This window comes from Pseudomonas macauensis, assembly GCF_047902425.1.
Lineage (GTDB): Bacteria > Pseudomonadota > Gammaproteobacteria > Pseudomonadales > Pseudomonadaceae > Pseudomonas.
Map to the genome: position 1 here is coordinate 3,212,524 of NZ_CP138377.1, position 14,627 is coordinate 3,227,150.

Annotated in this window: 13 protein-coding genes; 5 read left to right on the plus strand and 8 right to left on the minus strand. The window is 66.2% G+C overall.

Annotated elements, in window-relative coordinates; all coding sequences use genetic code 11:
• The first annotated feature begins 90 nt into the window (after nucleotides 1-90).
• Nucleotides 91-1,005: a LysR family transcriptional regulator gene (locus SD196_RS14820; RefSeq protein WP_275611690.1), complete on the plus strand. Its 915-nt coding sequence runs from the start codon at nucleotides 91-93 to the stop codon at nucleotides 1,003-1,005.
• A gap of 316 nt (nucleotides 1,006-1,321) precedes the next feature.
• Here the strand turns inward: SD196_RS14820 and SD196_RS14825 are convergent, their stop codons facing one another.
• Nucleotides 1,322-2,794 (minus strand): aldehyde dehydrogenase family protein, encoded by a 1,473-nt coding sequence (locus SD196_RS14825; protein WP_275611689.1) that lies wholly within the window; start codon nucleotides 2,792-2,794, stop codon nucleotides 1,322-1,324.
• A gap of 220 nt (nucleotides 2,795-3,014) precedes the next feature.
• Nucleotides 3,015-3,755 carry a helix-turn-helix domain-containing protein gene (locus tag SD196_RS14830; protein ID WP_416311746.1) on the minus strand — a complete coding sequence of 247 codons (741 nt, stop codon included), beginning with the start codon at nucleotides 3,753-3,755 and terminating at the stop codon, nucleotides 3,015-3,017.
• Between the two features lie 239 nt (nucleotides 3,756-3,994).
• Between SD196_RS14830 and SD196_RS14835 the strand changes: the two genes are divergently transcribed.
• The 3 genes from SD196_RS14835 to SD196_RS14845 all read left to right on the plus strand — a co-directional run bounded on the left by SD196_RS14835 (nucleotide 3,995) and on the right by SD196_RS14845 (nucleotide 6,953).
• Nucleotides 3,995-5,380, plus strand: coding sequence for an NAD(P)/FAD-dependent oxidoreductase (locus SD196_RS14835; RefSeq protein ID WP_275611687.1), 1,386 nt, complete (start codon nucleotides 3,995-3,997; stop codon nucleotides 5,378-5,380).
• Between the two features lie 11 nt (nucleotides 5,381-5,391).
• On the plus strand, nucleotides 5,392-5,751 hold the full coding sequence (locus SD196_RS14840; protein WP_045208850.1) for a cupin domain-containing protein: 360 nt from the start codon (nucleotides 5,392-5,394) through the stop codon (nucleotides 5,749-5,751).
• Nucleotides 5,752-6,128: 377 nt separating this feature from the next.
• Complete coding sequence (locus SD196_RS14845) at nucleotides 6,129-6,953, plus strand: lytic transglycosylase domain-containing protein (protein ID WP_416310321.1); 825 nt, start codon at nucleotides 6,129-6,131, stop codon at nucleotides 6,951-6,953.
• 227 nt (nucleotides 6,954-7,180) lie between these two features.
• On the opposite strand, the gene SD196_RS14850 is transcribed toward SD196_RS14845, so the two are convergent.
• The 6 genes from SD196_RS14850 to SD196_RS14875 form a co-directional block, all read right to left on the minus strand.
• Nucleotides 7,181-8,275 carry a hypothetical protein gene (locus SD196_RS14850; RefSeq protein WP_416310322.1) on the minus strand — a complete coding sequence of 365 codons (1,095 nt, stop codon included), beginning with the start codon at nucleotides 8,273-8,275 and terminating at the stop codon, nucleotides 7,181-7,183.
• A gap of 105 nt (nucleotides 8,276-8,380) precedes the next feature.
• A complete protein-coding gene (locus SD196_RS14855; protein ID WP_275611684.1) occupies nucleotides 8,381-9,532 on the minus strand; it encodes a M24 family metallopeptidase in 1,152 nt (383 codons plus the stop codon).
• Between the two features lie 90 nt (nucleotides 9,533-9,622).
• The gene (locus tag SD196_RS14860) at nucleotides 9,623-10,465 is read right to left on the minus strand and encodes an ABC transporter permease (protein WP_275611683.1); all 843 of its coding nucleotides are present in this window, start codon (nucleotides 10,463-10,465) and stop codon (nucleotides 9,623-9,625) included.
• A complete protein-coding gene (locus SD196_RS14865; RefSeq protein ID WP_054909776.1) occupies nucleotides 10,462-11,313 on the minus strand; it encodes an ABC transporter permease in 852 nt (283 codons plus the stop codon). The genes SD196_RS14860 and SD196_RS14865 overlap by 4 nt, the downstream gene beginning before the upstream one ends.
• Nucleotide 11,314: 1 nt before the next feature.
• Nucleotides 11,315-12,436, minus strand: coding sequence for an ABC transporter substrate-binding protein (locus SD196_RS14870; protein WP_416310323.1), 1,122 nt, complete (start codon nucleotides 12,434-12,436; stop codon nucleotides 11,315-11,317).
• 40 nt (nucleotides 12,437-12,476) lie between these two features.
• Entirely contained in the window at nucleotides 12,477-13,556 is a 1,080-nt protein-coding gene (locus SD196_RS14875; protein WP_416310324.1) for an ABC transporter ATP-binding protein, read from the minus strand.
• A 154-nt stretch (nucleotides 13,557-13,710) separates the two neighbouring features.
• Here SD196_RS14875 and SD196_RS14880 point away from each other — a divergent pair, with 154 nt between their 5' ends.
• Nucleotides 13,711-14,580 (plus strand): LysR substrate-binding domain-containing protein, encoded by an 870-nt coding sequence (locus SD196_RS14880; RefSeq protein WP_416310325.1) that lies wholly within the window; start codon nucleotides 13,711-13,713, stop codon nucleotides 14,578-14,580.
• Nucleotides 14,581-14,627: the final 47 nt, after the last annotated feature.

Genomic DNA, 14,627 nt, shown 5'->3' on the forward strand with positions numbered 1-14,627 from the left:
TTGTTGATCTGTAACGAAGGTTAAGCAAAAGCCCTTGCGGCTTTAACACTGACTTCCCGCACAACTTCTATTCCCATCAGGAAGTAATCCTTGGACAAGATGACTGCGCTCACCATGTTCGTCGCCACCGCCGACCACGGCGGCTTCAGCCGCGCCGCGGAGCAGCTGGGCAAGACGCCCTCGGCGATCACCAAGGGCGTGGCGCAACTGGAGGCCGAACTGGGCCAGCGCCTGTTCGAGCGGACCACGCGACGCATGGCGCTGACCGAAGCCGGGCATATCTATCTGGAGGGTGCGCGCCAGGCGTTGATGCAGTTGCAGCGCGCCAGCGAGGAAGTCGAGCAATTGCAGACCGAGCTGCGCGGCAGCCTGCGCATCGCCGCCCCGCCCTCCTTCGCCCCGGCGTTCTTCAATGCCGTGTGCTGCCGCTTCCTGCGCGAGCATCCGCAGGTGCGCCTGGAAGTGGACCTGGCTGACGAATTCGCCGACCTGGTGGAAGGCGGCTACGACCTCGCCCTGCGCGACGGGCCCATCGACCTGCCCGACGTCATCGCCCAGCCGCTGATCGAGAACCGCCTGATGCTCTGTGCAAGCCCGGCCTACCTGGCCAGCAAGGGCATGGACGTGACCCTGGACAACTACGAGCAGCACGACTGGCTGATCTTCCGCCACCCGCTGCTGAACCGGAACTTCTGGTGGGTACAGCGCGACGGCGAGCGCATCCGAATCCGCCAGCCGGTGCCACGGCTGTCCAGCGACAACTACGACTTCCTGCTGTCCTGCCTGCTGGACGGCCAGGGGCTGCAGTTCCTCCCGCAATGGAGCGCGCTGCCCTATATCGAGCGCGGCGAGCTGGTGGAGCTGCTACCGGATTGCTGGCGCGACCAGAGCGCCTTCGGGCCCTGGGTGCATGTGCTGTACCTGCCGCACCGCAGGAGCACGCGCAAGGTGCGGGTGTTCATCGAGTACCTGCGGGAGCATTTGCAGGGGAAAGGGTTGATCTGAGCGACCCCGTAGGGCGTACAACCGTTCGCGGTTGTACGCCGTTGCATCATGCGCCGCCTCCCGCTTCGACGTTGAACCTGGAGCGCCCTGATACCGAGGTCAAACGGCGTATAACGTCGAACGTTATACGCCCTACGTCGGCATGAGACTCCATCGTCCACCTGTGAGAATGGAGTCATCCGCGCTGGATTTCGCCGGCAAGGCCTGCGCCAGATCGGTTCGCGAGCAAGCTCGCTCCTACAAAGAGCCCTCGACTTGTCATGCTGTAGGAGCGAGCTTGCTCGCGAACAAGAAGCCCCTGCCGGCGAGCCTCAGCTTACTTGATGTACCAACCCCACGGCTGGTCGCTGAGGTACTCGGTGACCTGCTTGGTCTCCAGGTAATTATCCAGCCCCCACACGCCCAGCTCGCGGCCGATGCCGCTCTGCTTGTAGCCGCCCCAGGGCGCCTGGGTGAAGGTCGGCTGCGAGCAGTTGACCCAGACGATACCGGCGCGCAGGCCGCGGCTGACGCGCTGGCAGCGCGCCGGGTCGGTGGACATCACCGCCGCCGCCAGGCCGAACTGGCTGTCATTGGCCAGGCGCAGCGCCTCGGCCTCGTCCTTGAAGCGACGCACCGCGAGCACCGGACCGAAGATCTCCTCGCGCCACAGGGCACTCTCCAGCGGCGAGTCGACGAACACGGTCGGCTCGACGAACCAGCCCTTATCGCGATGCGCCGGACGCTTGCCGCCGGTGGCCAGCTTCGCCCCGTCGCGCACGCCGGCTTCGATGGCTTGCAGCACCTTGGCATGCTGCCCCGCGCTGACCAGCGGGCCGAGCAGCACGCCCGGCTCCAGGCCGTTGCCGATGGTGATGCGGCGGGTTTCCTCCACCAGGCGCTCGATCAGCCGATCATGCAGGCCGTCCTGTACCAGTAGGCGCGAGGTGGCGCTGCACACCTGGCCCTGGTTCCAGAAGATGCCGAACAGAATCCACTCCACGGCGGCCTCGACATCGGCGTCGTCGAACACGATGAAGGCCGACTTGCCGCCCAGCTCCAGGCTGACGTTCTTGATGTCCTGGGCGGCCGCCTGCATGATCGCGCGCCCGGTCGGCACGCTGCCGGTGAAGGCCAGCTTGTCCACCCCCGGATGCGCCGAGAGCGACGAGCCGGCGTCACGGCCCAGGCCGGTGACCACGTTCAGCACACCTTTCGGCAAGCCGACTGCATCGGCGGCAGCGGCCAGCTCCAGCGAAGTCAGCGGGGTCAGTTCGGAAGGCTTGAGCACGGCGGTGCAGCCCGCGGCCAGCGCCGGTGCAACCTTCCACGAAGCCATCAGCAGCGGGTAGTTCCAGGGAATGATCTGCCCGGCGACGCCCACCGGTTCGCGCAGCACACGGCAGGCGAAACGCTCGTCGGGCAGCGCGACCACTTCACCCTCGCCGTTCAGCCCTTCGGCCAGCTCGGCGTAGTAGTCGAAGCAACCTATGGCATCGTCGATATCCCACTGCGCCTCGGGCAGCGGCTTGCCGTTGTCCTGCACTTCCAGACGGGCCAGGTCCTCGCGGCGACCACGCAGGTTGTCGGCGATGGCGCGCAGGTAAACCGCGCGCTCCTTGCCCGTGCTGCGCCCCCACTCGCCCTCATCGAAGGCCCGGCGCGCGGCCTGTACGGCACGGTCCACGTCCTCGCCGGTGGCGGCAGCGACTTCCGTCAGCACCGCTTCGCTGGACGGTTCGTACACCTCGAAGCGGCCGCCTTTCGCGGGTGCCTGCCATTGGCCGTCGATATAGAGCTGGTCGCGCATGCGAAGGTCTCCTGAGCGTATTGGAATACTTGTCGGCCGAGCATAGGGAAATGGGCGCGGGATTGATAACGCGGGCGCCATGCATGCGGGCACGCGCGGAGCGGCCATTCGGGCACATGGCACCCCGTAGGATGGGTGGAGCTTGCGATACCCATCGCCGGGGTCGCCAGCGATTGATGGGTATCGCTTCGCTCCACGCCATCCTACGAGAACGATCCGATCACGAAGCCGCCTTCTGCTCCAGATACGCCTTGGGCGACAGTCCCGTCTCCTCGCGGAAGCAGCGGTAGAAGGTCGACAGCGAACGGAACCCCGCTGCCCGCGCCAGTTCGTCGATACGGGTGACGCTGGTGGCGCCGCCCAACTGGCTCAGCAGATGGCGCAGGCGCAACTGGTTCAGGTACTGGTAGAAGCTCAGGCCCAGCACCTGGTTGAGGAAGTAGGAAATCTGGTTGCGCGTGTAACCGGTGGCCGCCGCCACCTGGGGCATGTCCAGGTCGGGATTGAGGAAAGGCTGGCTCTGCTGGAAGTACTGCTGGATGTCGCCACCCAGTTGGCTCAGTTGCCGCGCGGAAAGTCCCAGGCGGCTACCGGCCATGCGCTCCGGCGCCTCGCTGGCGGTTTTCTGCGGCTGGCCGACCAGGGCCGTGTGCTCGTTGACCCGGATGATCCGCCCGTCACGCACGGTGTACGCCTCCGTGGCGCGGTAGGACACCAGCCCCTGGGTGCCGCGCAAGGTCACCTGGTACTGCAGGAACGCCGTGTCGCCATCCACCCGCAGGCGGTCGGTGTAGACCTGCGACTCGTCCCCCGCCGCCGGCATGCTCGACTGCAGATAGCCGCGCAGTTCCTCCGGCGCGATGCGTCGGCCCTGGAAGAAGTCATTGTATTCCACCTGCGGGTCGAACAGCGCCATCAGCGCGTCGATGTCATGCCGGCGCCACGCCTGGTGGTAGCGCATCACCACGGCATGGGTAGCGGCGCTGGCCGGGTCAGGCTGGTAGGTCGCGCCTTCGAGGGTGGCGCTCCAGCCCTGTTCGTCACTCATTGTTTTCCCCTGCCGGTCTCGGCCGGCTTTTCCTGCTCCGGGCGTGCCCGCAAAGAGCGGCGGACCGTATGCCTGGCCCCCGTGAGCGTTACAAGATTTCGGACGCGGCCCGCTGGCCGCTTTTTCTTCCGACATTCTGCCGGAGTTTTCCGATGACATCCGCCTCACTTGCACGCACCACTCCCAGACCCTTCTGGCTCGACACCCTCGATCCCGCTCCTGCTGCCCCTGCACTGGAGGCCGATCGCAGCTTCGATCTGGTGGTGGTCGGCGGCGGCTTCACCGGCCTGTGGACCGCCCTGCACGCCCGTCAGCGCCGGCCCGGCGCGAGCATCGCGGTGGTCGAGGCGCGTCGTTGCGGTGGCGAGGCCAGCGGGCGCAACGGCGGTTTCTGCGCTCCAAGCATTTCCCACGGCGTAGGCAACGCCCTGCGCCGCTGGCCGGAAGAAGCCGAAACCCTGGTACGCCTGGGCCGACAGAACCTCGATGAGTTCGAGGCGGACCTCAAGCGCTTCGGCATGAACGTCGAGTTCGAACGCCGCGGCAAACTCAACGTCGCCGCCCAGCCCTGGCAGATCGACGGCCTGCGCGGCATGCAGCGCAATTACGAACGTTTCGGCATCGAGTGCGAATTTCTAGGCAAAGCGGAACTGGCCGGCAGGCTGGATTCCCCCGCCTACCAGGCCGGCGTCTTCGAGCCCAACTACGCGCTGCTCAACCCGGCGAAGATGGCCGCCGAGCTGCGCCGGGTGTGCCTGGAACAGGGCGTCGAGCTGTTCGAGAACACGCCGGTCCACGAACTGCACCAACGCGGCGACCGACTGATGCTGCGCTGCGACCGTGGCGAGCTGGAAGCCGGGCAGATCGCCCTGGCCACCAACATCGCCCCGCCGCTGCTCGGCCATCTGAATTCCAGCGTGATCCCGGTGTACGACTACTCGCTGGTCACCCAGCCGCTGACTGACGATCAGCTGCGCGCCATCGGCTGGGTCGACCGCTACGGCATCGCCGATGCCGGCAACCAGTTCCACTACCTGCGCAAGACCGCCGACAACCGCATTCTCTGGGCCGGCTTCGACGCCATCTACCACTTCGGCAGCCGCCGTGACGAAGCCCTGACCCAGCGTCCGGCAAGCTTCGAGCGCCTGGCCGGCCAGTTCCGCGAGGCGTTCCCGCAGCTCGGCCCGGTGCAGTTCAGCCACGCCTGGGGCGGCATCATCGACACCTCGGCGCGCACCACGCTGTTCACCGGCTGCGTGCTCGGCGGGCGCGTGGCCTACGCGCTGGGCTTCACCGGCCAGGGCGTGTCGGCCAGTCGCTTCGCGGCCCTGAACATGCTCGACCAGTTGGGCGGCGAACGCACCGAACGCACCCAGCTGCGCATGACCTCGCAGAAGCCCTTCCCCTTCCCGCCCGAACCGCTGCGCTACCTCGGCGTGCGCCTGGCCCAGCGCTCACTAGCCAAGGAAGACCGCACCGGCCGCCGCGACCTGCTGCTCAAGACCTTCGATGCCTTCGGCGTCGGTTTCGATTCCTGATGGAGAACTTCATGTCCACCCTGCCCCGCCACGTCATCGACTTCGCCAACCCCGACCTCGCGCCCCAAGAGCGCGAAATCAACGACCCGGCCATCGTCGATGCGCCCTACCAGAGCCGCAGCTGGCGGCACTTCAGCGCCCCTGAAAAGAACGCCATCGCCGGCATCTGGGAAGCCGGTGTGCACCTGGAGCGCTGCGAGTGCGATTACGATGAGCTGTGCCACATCCTCGAAGGCACCGTGCGCCTGACCGACGCCGACGGCGTGGCGAAGACCTTCGGGCCCGGAGATTCCTTCGTGGTGGCGGCGGGCTTCAAGGGCACCTGGGAAAATCTCACGCCGGTGCGCAAGGTGTATTTCATCCTCGGGTGAGTTCAGCGCTCAGGCTGCCCTCACCCTAACCCCCTCCCCAGGGGAGAGGGGACCGTACGAAGCAGGATGACACTGTCGCGTCAGCCGGTAAGGACTGCTCCCTCTCCCTCAGGGAGACGACTGCAGGGATGCAGGGGGTAGGGCGACGCAGGATGCCAAAGCCGAGGGCTGGGGTGAGGGAAACCACAGGCATAGGCATCAAGCGCCTGCAGGCCGTACGTCTGCGCAAATTCCACGGCGAGTTGAAAGGGCTATAACTACCCGAACGAAGCGGCTGGTCGGCCAGGACACCCCTGCATCGACCGCCCCTGTTGGCGTTCCCCTTGTCCAGGTCAGGCCTCCTCAGCCTGATTGGCGCCCGCGCGCGGAGCGGTGTGATGACTTCCAGAGCATGGCGATGGGCTCGCAGGAGCCTTCCTGGCTGCATCGTGCTGGCGCTGCTGGTCGCTCCGATTCACGCCAACGCCCTGTTCAAGTGCCAGGCCCGGGACGGAACCATCAGCCACACCAGCCATGCCATTCCCGGCGCCCGCTGTACTCTCCAGAAAGGCAAGGTTAGCCAGAACGGAAAGGCTGGAACCGGTATCGGCGCCCGGTCACAGGGCGCGCCAAGGTTCGAGCGGAGCAACGCTCCAAGGGCAGTGCCGATTCGGATCTACACCTTCGTTCACAAGGGTATTCGTCAATATGTGAGCCGACGCCCTGTCGGTATCTCCGAGCGGGTCGATGTCATCGAGGTGTATTACGTCAAGGGCTGCTACCTGTGCATGGCGCCAAAGGACTTCAACGTCGCCTCACTGCGCCTGGACACCCGTTCCTATCGCCGGGAGATCGAGGCCGCTTCGACGCTTTACGGTGTCGACCAGGCGCTGGTCCGCGCGGTAATCCATGCCGAGTCGGCGTTTCAGCCCAACGCCGTTTCCGTGGCCGGCGCACAGGGCCTGATGCAGTTGATGCCCGACACTGCGGAGCGCTTCAACGTGGCTGATCCGTTCGACGCACGGCAGAACATCCGTGGCGGCGTGCGCTACCTGGCCTGGCTGCTCAAGCGTTTCAACGGCAACCAGACGCTGGCGTTGGCCGGTTACAACGCCGGAGAAGCGTCCGTGGACGAGTACAACGGCGTGCCGCCCTTCGCTGAAACGCGCTACTACGTGTCCCGCGTGCAGTCCCTGACCGAGCGTTATCGCAACCATCGCTGAAGGGTCTGATTCGGCGTTGGTTCGCGAGCAAGCTCGCTCCTACAAAAGAGCACGCCGGAGTTTCCCCTGGCTGTAGGAGCGAGCTTGCTCGCGAACCGCATTTGAAGGGACGTAGGGCGCAAAACCTGGAACAGGTTATCCGCCGGGCCATCCACGGCGGATAACGCTGGCGCGTTATACGCCCTACACAGGCGGTTAGCCCTGCGCGAACACGTCGCGCCGCAGGCTCAGCCGAACGTCCACCCCGCCGTCGCCAGCCGCGTATCCAGCGCGGCGAGATCGGCTTCGACCCGCGCCACCGGTTCCGGCATGTAGGCCAGCGGATCGGGCAACGTGGACGGCTGCCTCAGGAAGCCTTCGGTTGCCGCGTGCAGGCAGTAGGCGCTGTAGGCCGGGTTGTAACCGCCCTCCTGCACCACCAGCAGTCGCCCCTTGCAGAGCTCGTCGGCCAGCGCGCGGGCGCGGCGGGCCAGGCGGTTGAAGCCCTGCATGGTCACCAGTTGGCGGCCGTTGGGGTCGAACTGCGAGGCATCCAGGCCGTTGGCGATGATCAGCAGGTCCGGCTTGAACGCGCGCAGCGCCGGCTCGACGAAGCGTGCGAAAACCATTTCGTAGAGCTGGTCGCCCGACCCCATGGGCAGCGGCAGGTTGAGGTTGCTGCCCAACCCCGCGCCGTAGCCGCGCTCGTCCACCGCGCCGGTCTGCGGATGGCTCGGGCCCCAGGCGCCGTGGTCCATGTGCAGCGATACGGTGAACACCGACGGATCGTCGTAGAAGCCTTCCTGGGTTCCGTTGCCGTGGTGCACGTCCCAGTCGACGATGGCGACGCGCTCCAGACCGGCCGCCTGGGCTGCACGCGCGGCAATCCCGGCATGGTTGAAGAAGCAGTAGCCGTCGGCCATTGCGGGCGCGGCGTGGTGGCCTGGCGGGCGCACCAGGGCCATGGCCGGGTTGCCGCTCGCCAATACGCTTTCCAGCGCTGCCAGGCTGGTGCCGGCGGCGGCCAGCAGCCCGGCGAGGCTGCCGGCGGACATCAGGGTGGTGCTGCTGAAGCGCTTGCCCGCAGCGTCCGCTTCGAAGATGCCGCGCAGGTAGTCGGCGTCATGGAAACGCAGCAGTTCTTCTTCGCTGGCATGGCGGCCTTCGTGCCAGCGCAAGGAGCCTGCCACCGGCCCGCGCTGGAGGATGGCGCGCATGTTGAGCAGCCGGGGATTGCTCTCCGGGTGCTGCAGTTGCTCTGCCAGCAGGTCGCTGGGCGGCGCCTCGAATACGCCGGCCGCGGTGTCGTGGCGCAGCACGTCGTCGTGCCAGAAAACATCCATCGTGTGACTCATCAGAAGCCCTCGGTTTCCATCACTGCGCCCGTAGGCGCAGACACGCAACACGGCTTCGCCCCCTGCCCGGCAGAGGCAGGGAGCGAACCTCCATCAGTCAATGATCGTCAGCTCGGGCGCAAGCTCCGACAGGCTCGCCGAACCCTTCTCGCCGCACAGCACGGTGTCGCCGAGCTTGATGCCGAAGCCTTCGTTGTACAAGGACAGGTTGGGCTCGATGGAGAACGACATGTTCGGCTGGAACACGTGGTCGTCGGCCTCGTCCACCATCATCGCTTCCAGCCAGGTCGGCGGGTAGGCAAGACCGAGGCTGTAGCCGATGCGGTGCACGCGGGTGCGCGAGAGGTCGATGCGGTCGAGGATCTGGTTGCACACGCGGTTGGCCTCGCCCACCGGGGTGCCCGGCTTGGCGATGTCGATGGCGGCGTTGAAGGCCTCGGTGAGCAGGGTCGCGACTTCCTTCACCCGCGGACTGGGTTTGCCGATCACCGCGGTGCGCATGAGGATGGCGTGGTAGCGGTTGCACACGCCGGCGTGTTCGAGGATCACCACGTCGCCGTGGCTGATGGTCTGGCGGTGCGGCATGGCGTGGGTCATGGTGCTGCGGCGGCCGGTGGCGCACATCGGGCTGATCGCCGAGTACTCGCTGCCGGCACGGCCCAGGGCGTTGGCGACGATGCCGGCCACTTCCACCTCGGAGATGCCCGGACGCAGCGCCTCGAAGGCGGCCAGCATGCCCTGGTCGGCCATGCGCGCGGCGCTGCGCTGGTATTCGATTTCCTCGGCGGTCTTGATCAGGCGGTTCTCGGCGACCAGAGGGCCGGCGTCTTCGAAGCGCGCCTCGGGCATGTAGCCCAGCAATGCGTTGTACTGCGCCGGGGAGAAGGTCGAGGCGGTCATTTCCAGGCCGATGCGCGCCTGGCTCAAACCCGCCTGGGCCAGCACGTCGGCAACGATCTTCAGCGGGTCCTGCTTGGCGATGTCATAGAAGATCGCCTCGTTGATGCACGACAGCTCCCAGGTGCAGGGCTCTTCGCTGGTGCGGGTGAGGAACACCGGCTCGGCCAGCTTGGGCGAGATGATCAGCGCCTGGTACCAGAGGAAGCCCAGGCTGTCGAAGCCGCTCAGGTAGTTGATGTTGTCCGGGTAGTTGACCACCAGGGCATCCAGGCCACGGTCGGCCATGCGGCGTTTGACGGCTTCGACGCGTTGACGGTAGGTGCGAGCGGGGAAAGCAGTAAGCATGGGGACTCCCTCCTCAGGGACAAGGTGCAAGCGACACAGGTGTTCTTGTTTGGGGCCGCCATCAGGCGGCCGTATGCGGGGTTGAAACAGTCAGCTGGGTGGTTGCTGTCGCGCCAGGTACAGGCGCACCAGCATCACCACCAGGGTGAGGACGATCATCAGGGTGGACACGGCGGCAATGGCCGGGTCGAGGTTGTAGCGCAGGCCGTCCCAGATACGCTTGGGCAGCGTCACCACGTTCAGGCCGCTGGTGAACAGCGTCACCACCACCTCTTCCCAGCTCATCACAAAGCCCATGAAGAAACCGCCGGCGACGCCACCACGCACATTGGGCAGCAGCACGTTCCACAGCGTCGGCCAGAGCCCGGCGCCGAGGGAACGCGAGGCCTTGTACAGGCTCTGGTCGAGCCGTGCGTAGGCCACCAGCAGGGCGATCACCGAGTACGGCAGCGCCATCAGCAGATGGCCGAAGCCCACACCCAGCAGGCTGTCGAGCACACCCAGGCGTGCATCGAGGTAGTAGATCGACATGGCCGAGACCACCTGCGGGACGATCATCGGCAACAGCACGATGGCGGTCAGCAAGGTGCGGTACCGGCGCTGCAGCCAGATGCCGGTGGCGAACAGGAAGGCCAGCGCCGTAGACAACGCGCCGACCACCAGCGCCAGGCCGAGGCTCTGCAGGATCGACACCAGCCAGGCGCCATCGAACAGCGTCGCGTAATGGCGCAGCGACCAGCCGCCGTCCGGGAAGGCCAGGTAGCGCTGGTTGCCGAACGACAGCGGGACGATCACCAGGATCGGCAGCAGCAGGAACAGCGCGGACAGCGCCAGGGCGGCCCAGGACAGCCAGCGGCCGACCTGCGGGCGTGGCAGTTGCGGCTTTTTCACGCCCTTGGGCATGGCGGAGAGATAGGTTCCCTGCGGAGTCACAGCTCAGCCCTCCCGAGCAGGCGGCGGTAGCCGATGAGTTGTCCGAACAGCAGCGCGCAACCCACCACCAGCAGCATCAGCACGATGCTCAGTGCGGCGCCCAGGCCCCAGTTGGAGAGCTGGAACATCTGCACGTAGATGTACTCCGCGAGCATCGCCGCCTTGCCGCCACCCAGCAGTGCCGGGGTGACGAAGCAGCCGAGGCTGAAGACGAAGACGATGGCCGATGCGGCGACCACGCCGGGCAACGTCAGCGGAATGAAGATGTCCTTGAGCGTCTGCCAGTGGCTGGCGCCCAGGCTGCTGGACGCCCGCAGCAGGCTGTCGTCCACCTGCTTGAGCGAGGACAACAGCGGCAGCACCGCGTAGGGCACCATGAAGTGCACCATGCCGATCAGCGCGCCCAGTTCGTTGCGTACCAGCGGCGGCGGCGCGTCGAACCAGCCCGTGGCCATCAGCCCCTGGCTGACCAGGCCGCCGTTGCGCAACAGCACCAGCCAGGCGAAGGCGCGGATCAGCATCGACAGCCAGAACGGCAACAGCACGAACAGTTCGATCAGTTGCCGGCCACGCGGCGTCGCAAAACGCCAGCGGTAGGCGATCAGGTAGGCGATGGCAACGCTGATTGCGGTGGTCAGCAGGCAGATGCGCAGGGTGCGCCAGATCACTGCCTGCAGGTTGGCGTTGTCGGCAATCGCCGCATAGTTCTGCGTGCCCCACTCGGGCAGGCTGAAGCTCCAGCCCAGCACGCCGAGGGTCGGCAGCAGGTAGCCGACCACGACGAGCAATGGTAGCGGCAGGATCAGCAGGCCGTAGACCGGCAGCACACCCGGTGCGAAACGTCGCATCTCAGCCACCGATCAGCGCGAGGTAGCGCTCCAGGGTTTCACCGTAGTGTTCGGCGTGCCACTTGTTGTTGAGCGACACCTGCTTCTTCAGGTTGTCCGGCGCGGTGGGGTTGATCGCCTGCAGCTGGGCGCTGAGCAGATCGTTGGCCTTGAGGTTCACCGGGCCCATGTTGTAGACCTCCATGAGCTTGGCCTGGACCTCCGGGCGCAGCGCGTAGGCGATGAACTCCATGGCCGCCTTGGCGCCGGCCGGGTTGCCCTTGGGCACCATCCACACCGAAGGCGAGACGATGCCGCCGTCGAAGCTCCAGTCGATCTTGCCGCCGGTGTCGCTCTTCACCAGCTCGGCGCGGGTGTGCCACAGCTGCGCCATGCTCACTTCGCCATCGCGAATCAGCTGCTGCGACTCGGCGCCGGTGGACCAGTGGGTGGCGATGTGCGGCAACAGTTCCTCGATCTTGCGCAGCGCGCGGTCCACATCCAGCGGGTAGAGCTGCTCCGGCGGCACACCGTCGGCCAGCAGCGCGCATTCGAGGTTGGCGCTCATCCATTTGTAGAGGGTGCGTTTGCCCGGGTACTTCTTCACGTCCCAGAAGTCGGCCCAGGACTTGGGCGGGTTCTTGCCGAACTGCTCGTGGTCGTAGCCGATCACGTAGCTGTAGGTGTAGTTGGCGAGGCCGAAATCATGCACGTCGCCGTAGCCGATCAACGACTTGTCGACGATGCCGAAGTCGATGGGCGCGAGGAACTTGTCCTTGCCCAGGCGATAGGACGAATACATCTCGCCGTCGCACACATCCCAACGCACCGCGCCGCTGCTGACCTGGGTCTTCAGCGCGCCCTCGGTGGGGCCGCTGCCGTCCACTTTCAGGGTAAGGCCGGACGCCTGGTCGAAGCCGCCGAAGCTCTTTTCGAAAGCCGGCACCGCATCGCCGCCCCAGTTGGCCAGCACCAGGTTGCCGCCAGCAGCGAAGGCACGACTGCCGGAGCCGAATGGGAAGGCACTGGCGGCGGCGAACAACAGCAGGCTGCGGTTGAAATCGCGACGGCTGATGCCGGCGCGCTCGCTTTTCTCGGCGGCGATTTCGATGGCGTCTTCGATGAAGCCTTGGCGTTCTTTCATTGTGATTGCTCCCCGATCGTTTGTTTTCGTTATGCGTGTGTCAGGCGGACAACAGGTGGCAGTGCTGCGGCGACCAGCTGCACCAGTAGCGCTGGCCGCTGCGCAGATCGGCCAGCAGCGGGTGCGCGACCGGCAGGCGCAGGTCGAGGCGCTCGCCCTGCTCCAGGGTCAGTTCGAGGTTGACGTGGGCACCCTGGTAAGTGGCGTTGCCGACGGTGGCGCAGAGGCCGTTGTCGCGGCCGGCGTCCTGCAGCGGGCGCAGGTCGATGTGCTCCGGGCGCACTGCCAGCCAGCTCTTGCCGCCCTGGCTTGCCTGGGCCGAGTGGGCCACGCGCAGGTGCTGGCCGCGAAAATCACAGAGCGTGGCTTCTGCCTCGCGGCCCACCACGCCGACCTCCAGCAGATTGGTATCGCCGAGGAAGTTGGCGACGAATCGGCTGGCCGGACGTTCGTAGACTTCGCGCGGTGTGCCGACCTGCTCCAGGCGGCCCTTGTTGAACACGGCGATGCGGTCGGACAGCGCCAGCGCTTCCTCCTGGTCGTGGGTGACGAAGACGAAGGTGGTGCCGAAATCCTTGTGCATGCGCGCCAGCTCGCCCTGCATTTCCTGGCGCAGGCGGCGGTCGAGGGCGGACAGCGGCTCGTCGAGGAGCAGGAGTTTGGGCTTGAACACCAATGCACGGGCCAGCGCCACACGTTGCTGCTGGCCGCCGGAGAGCTGGGCGATACCGCGATTGCCCATACCGGCCAGCCCGATGCGCTCCAGCACCTCGGCCACCCGGCGCTTGATCTCCACGCCCGGCACCTTGCGGATGCGCAGGGGGTAGGCCACGTTCTGCGCCACGCTCATGTGCGGGAACAGCGCGTAGCCCTGGAACACCACGCCGAAATCGCGCCGGTCCGGCGACAACTGGGTGATATCGCGGCCGTCCATCTCGATATGCCCTTCGCTGGGCTCGACGAAGCCGGCGAGCATCATCAGCGTGGTGCTCTTGCCCGAGCCCGAAGGCCCCAGAAGCGTGAGGAATTCGCCCTGGCGGATGCTCAGGCTGAGGTCGCTCAGGACCTGCAGGTTGCCATAGCGCTTGCCCAGGCCGAACACGTCGACGAAATGATGCATGGCGGGTCTCCAGCCGTTTGTTCTTGTGTTTGGGTGTTGGCTTGGAGTCATCTTCTGTGCAAATTTAACTAACGACAATTCAATAGATTTCCACCTGAATCGTTAGCCAAATTCACGGAAAAGGTCTCTCATGCGTCAGAACAGTGCGTTCCGAATGCCCTCCCTCATCGCCCTCCGCGCTTTCGAGGCACTGGTCCGCCAGGGCAGCATCAGCCGCGCGGCACTGGAGCTGCACGTCACCCACGGCGCGGTCAGCCACCAGGTGAAGAAGCTTGAGGAAGAACTGGGCATGGCGCTGGTGGAGCGCCAGGGCAAGGGCGTCAAGCTGACTCCGGCCGGGCGCCAGCTGAGCCAGCAGATCAGCAGCGCCTTCGACCAGCTGCGCGACATCCGCCGCGCATTGCCCAACGAGGAGCCCGCCGGCGAGCTGCGCATCGCCTGCGCTCCCGCATTGCTGGCACGGGTGTCATCGCTGCTGGAGAAATTCCTGCGTAATTACCAGGAGGTCGCTCTGCACCTGCTGCCGATGAGCAGTGACCTGGGCCAAGTGGACATGGTGATTTCTTTCGGCGAGACGCACATCGAGGGCCAGCGCTTCGCCGCGCTGGGCGATATCCGCTATTTCCCGGTGTGCAGCCCGCGCCTGCTCAACACCCAGGAGCACCTGCGCAAGCCGCGCGACCTGGCGCGCCAGGTGCTGCTGCACGAGGACGACGGCTTCGACTGGAGCCGCTACTTCCTCGCCGCTGGCGTGCCCGGTTTGCAGGCACGGCAGAACGTCTTCCTGCCCGACGCCTACCTGACCATCCGTGCCGCCGTGGCCGGCGGTGGCGTGACCATCAGCGACCATATCCTGGCTGGCGAGGAACTGCACCAGGGCCGGCTGGTGCGCCTGTTCGACATCGACTTCCCGGCGCCCCACCCCTACTTCCTGATCATCCCGCCCCACGGCAACCAGGCCCTGGCGCGGGAGTTCGCGGACTGGCTGCTGCATGAGCTGGAGGCGATTCCGGCGTTTGATTGAGGGGCTGCGGGCACGGCGCAGATTCAATCGCGGACAAAGTCCGCTCC

What these genes read in the sequence shown, in the direction of transcription:
- SD196_RS14880 (WP_416310325.1), top strand. Translation starts at nt 13,711, where the DNA reads ATGCCCTCCCTCATCGCCCTCCGCGCTTTCGAGGCACTGGTCCGCCAG.
- SD196_RS14865 (WP_054909776.1), bottom strand. Translation starts at nt 11,313, where the DNA reads ATGCGACGTTTCGCACCGGGTGTGCTGCCGGTCTACGGCCTGCTGATC.
- SD196_RS14840 (WP_045208850.1), top strand. Translation starts at nt 5,392, where the DNA reads ATGTCCACCCTGCCCCGCCACGTCATCGACTTCGCCAACCCCGACCTC.
- SD196_RS14875 (WP_416310324.1), bottom strand. Translation starts at nt 13,556, where the DNA reads ATGCATCATTTCGTCGACGTGTTCGGCCTGGGCAAGCGCTATGGCAAC.
- SD196_RS14855 (WP_275611684.1), bottom strand. Translation starts at nt 9,532, where the DNA reads ATGCTTACTGCTTTCCCCGCTCGCACCTACCGTCAACGCGTCGAAGCC.
- SD196_RS14845 (WP_416310321.1), top strand. Translation starts at nt 6,129, where the DNA reads ATGACTTCCAGAGCATGGCGATGGGCTCGCAGGAGCCTTCCTGGCTGC.
- SD196_RS14835 (WP_275611687.1), top strand. Translation starts at nt 3,995, where the DNA reads ATGACATCCGCCTCACTTGCACGCACCACTCCCAGACCCTTCTGGCTC.
- SD196_RS14870 (WP_416310323.1), bottom strand. Translation starts at nt 12,436, where the DNA reads ATGAAAGAACGCCAAGGCTTCATCGAAGACGCCATCGAAATCGCCGCC.
- SD196_RS14825 (WP_275611689.1), bottom strand. Translation starts at nt 2,794, where the DNA reads ATGCGCGACCAGCTCTATATCGACGGCCAATGGCAGGCACCCGCGAAA.
- SD196_RS14850 (WP_416310322.1), bottom strand. Translation starts at nt 8,275, where the DNA reads ATGGATGTTTTCTGGCACGACGACGTGCTGCGCCACGACACCGCGGCC.
- SD196_RS14830 (WP_416311746.1), bottom strand. Translation starts at nt 3,755, where the DNA reads ATGCGCTACCACCAGGCGTGGCGCCGGCATGACATCGACGCGCTGATG.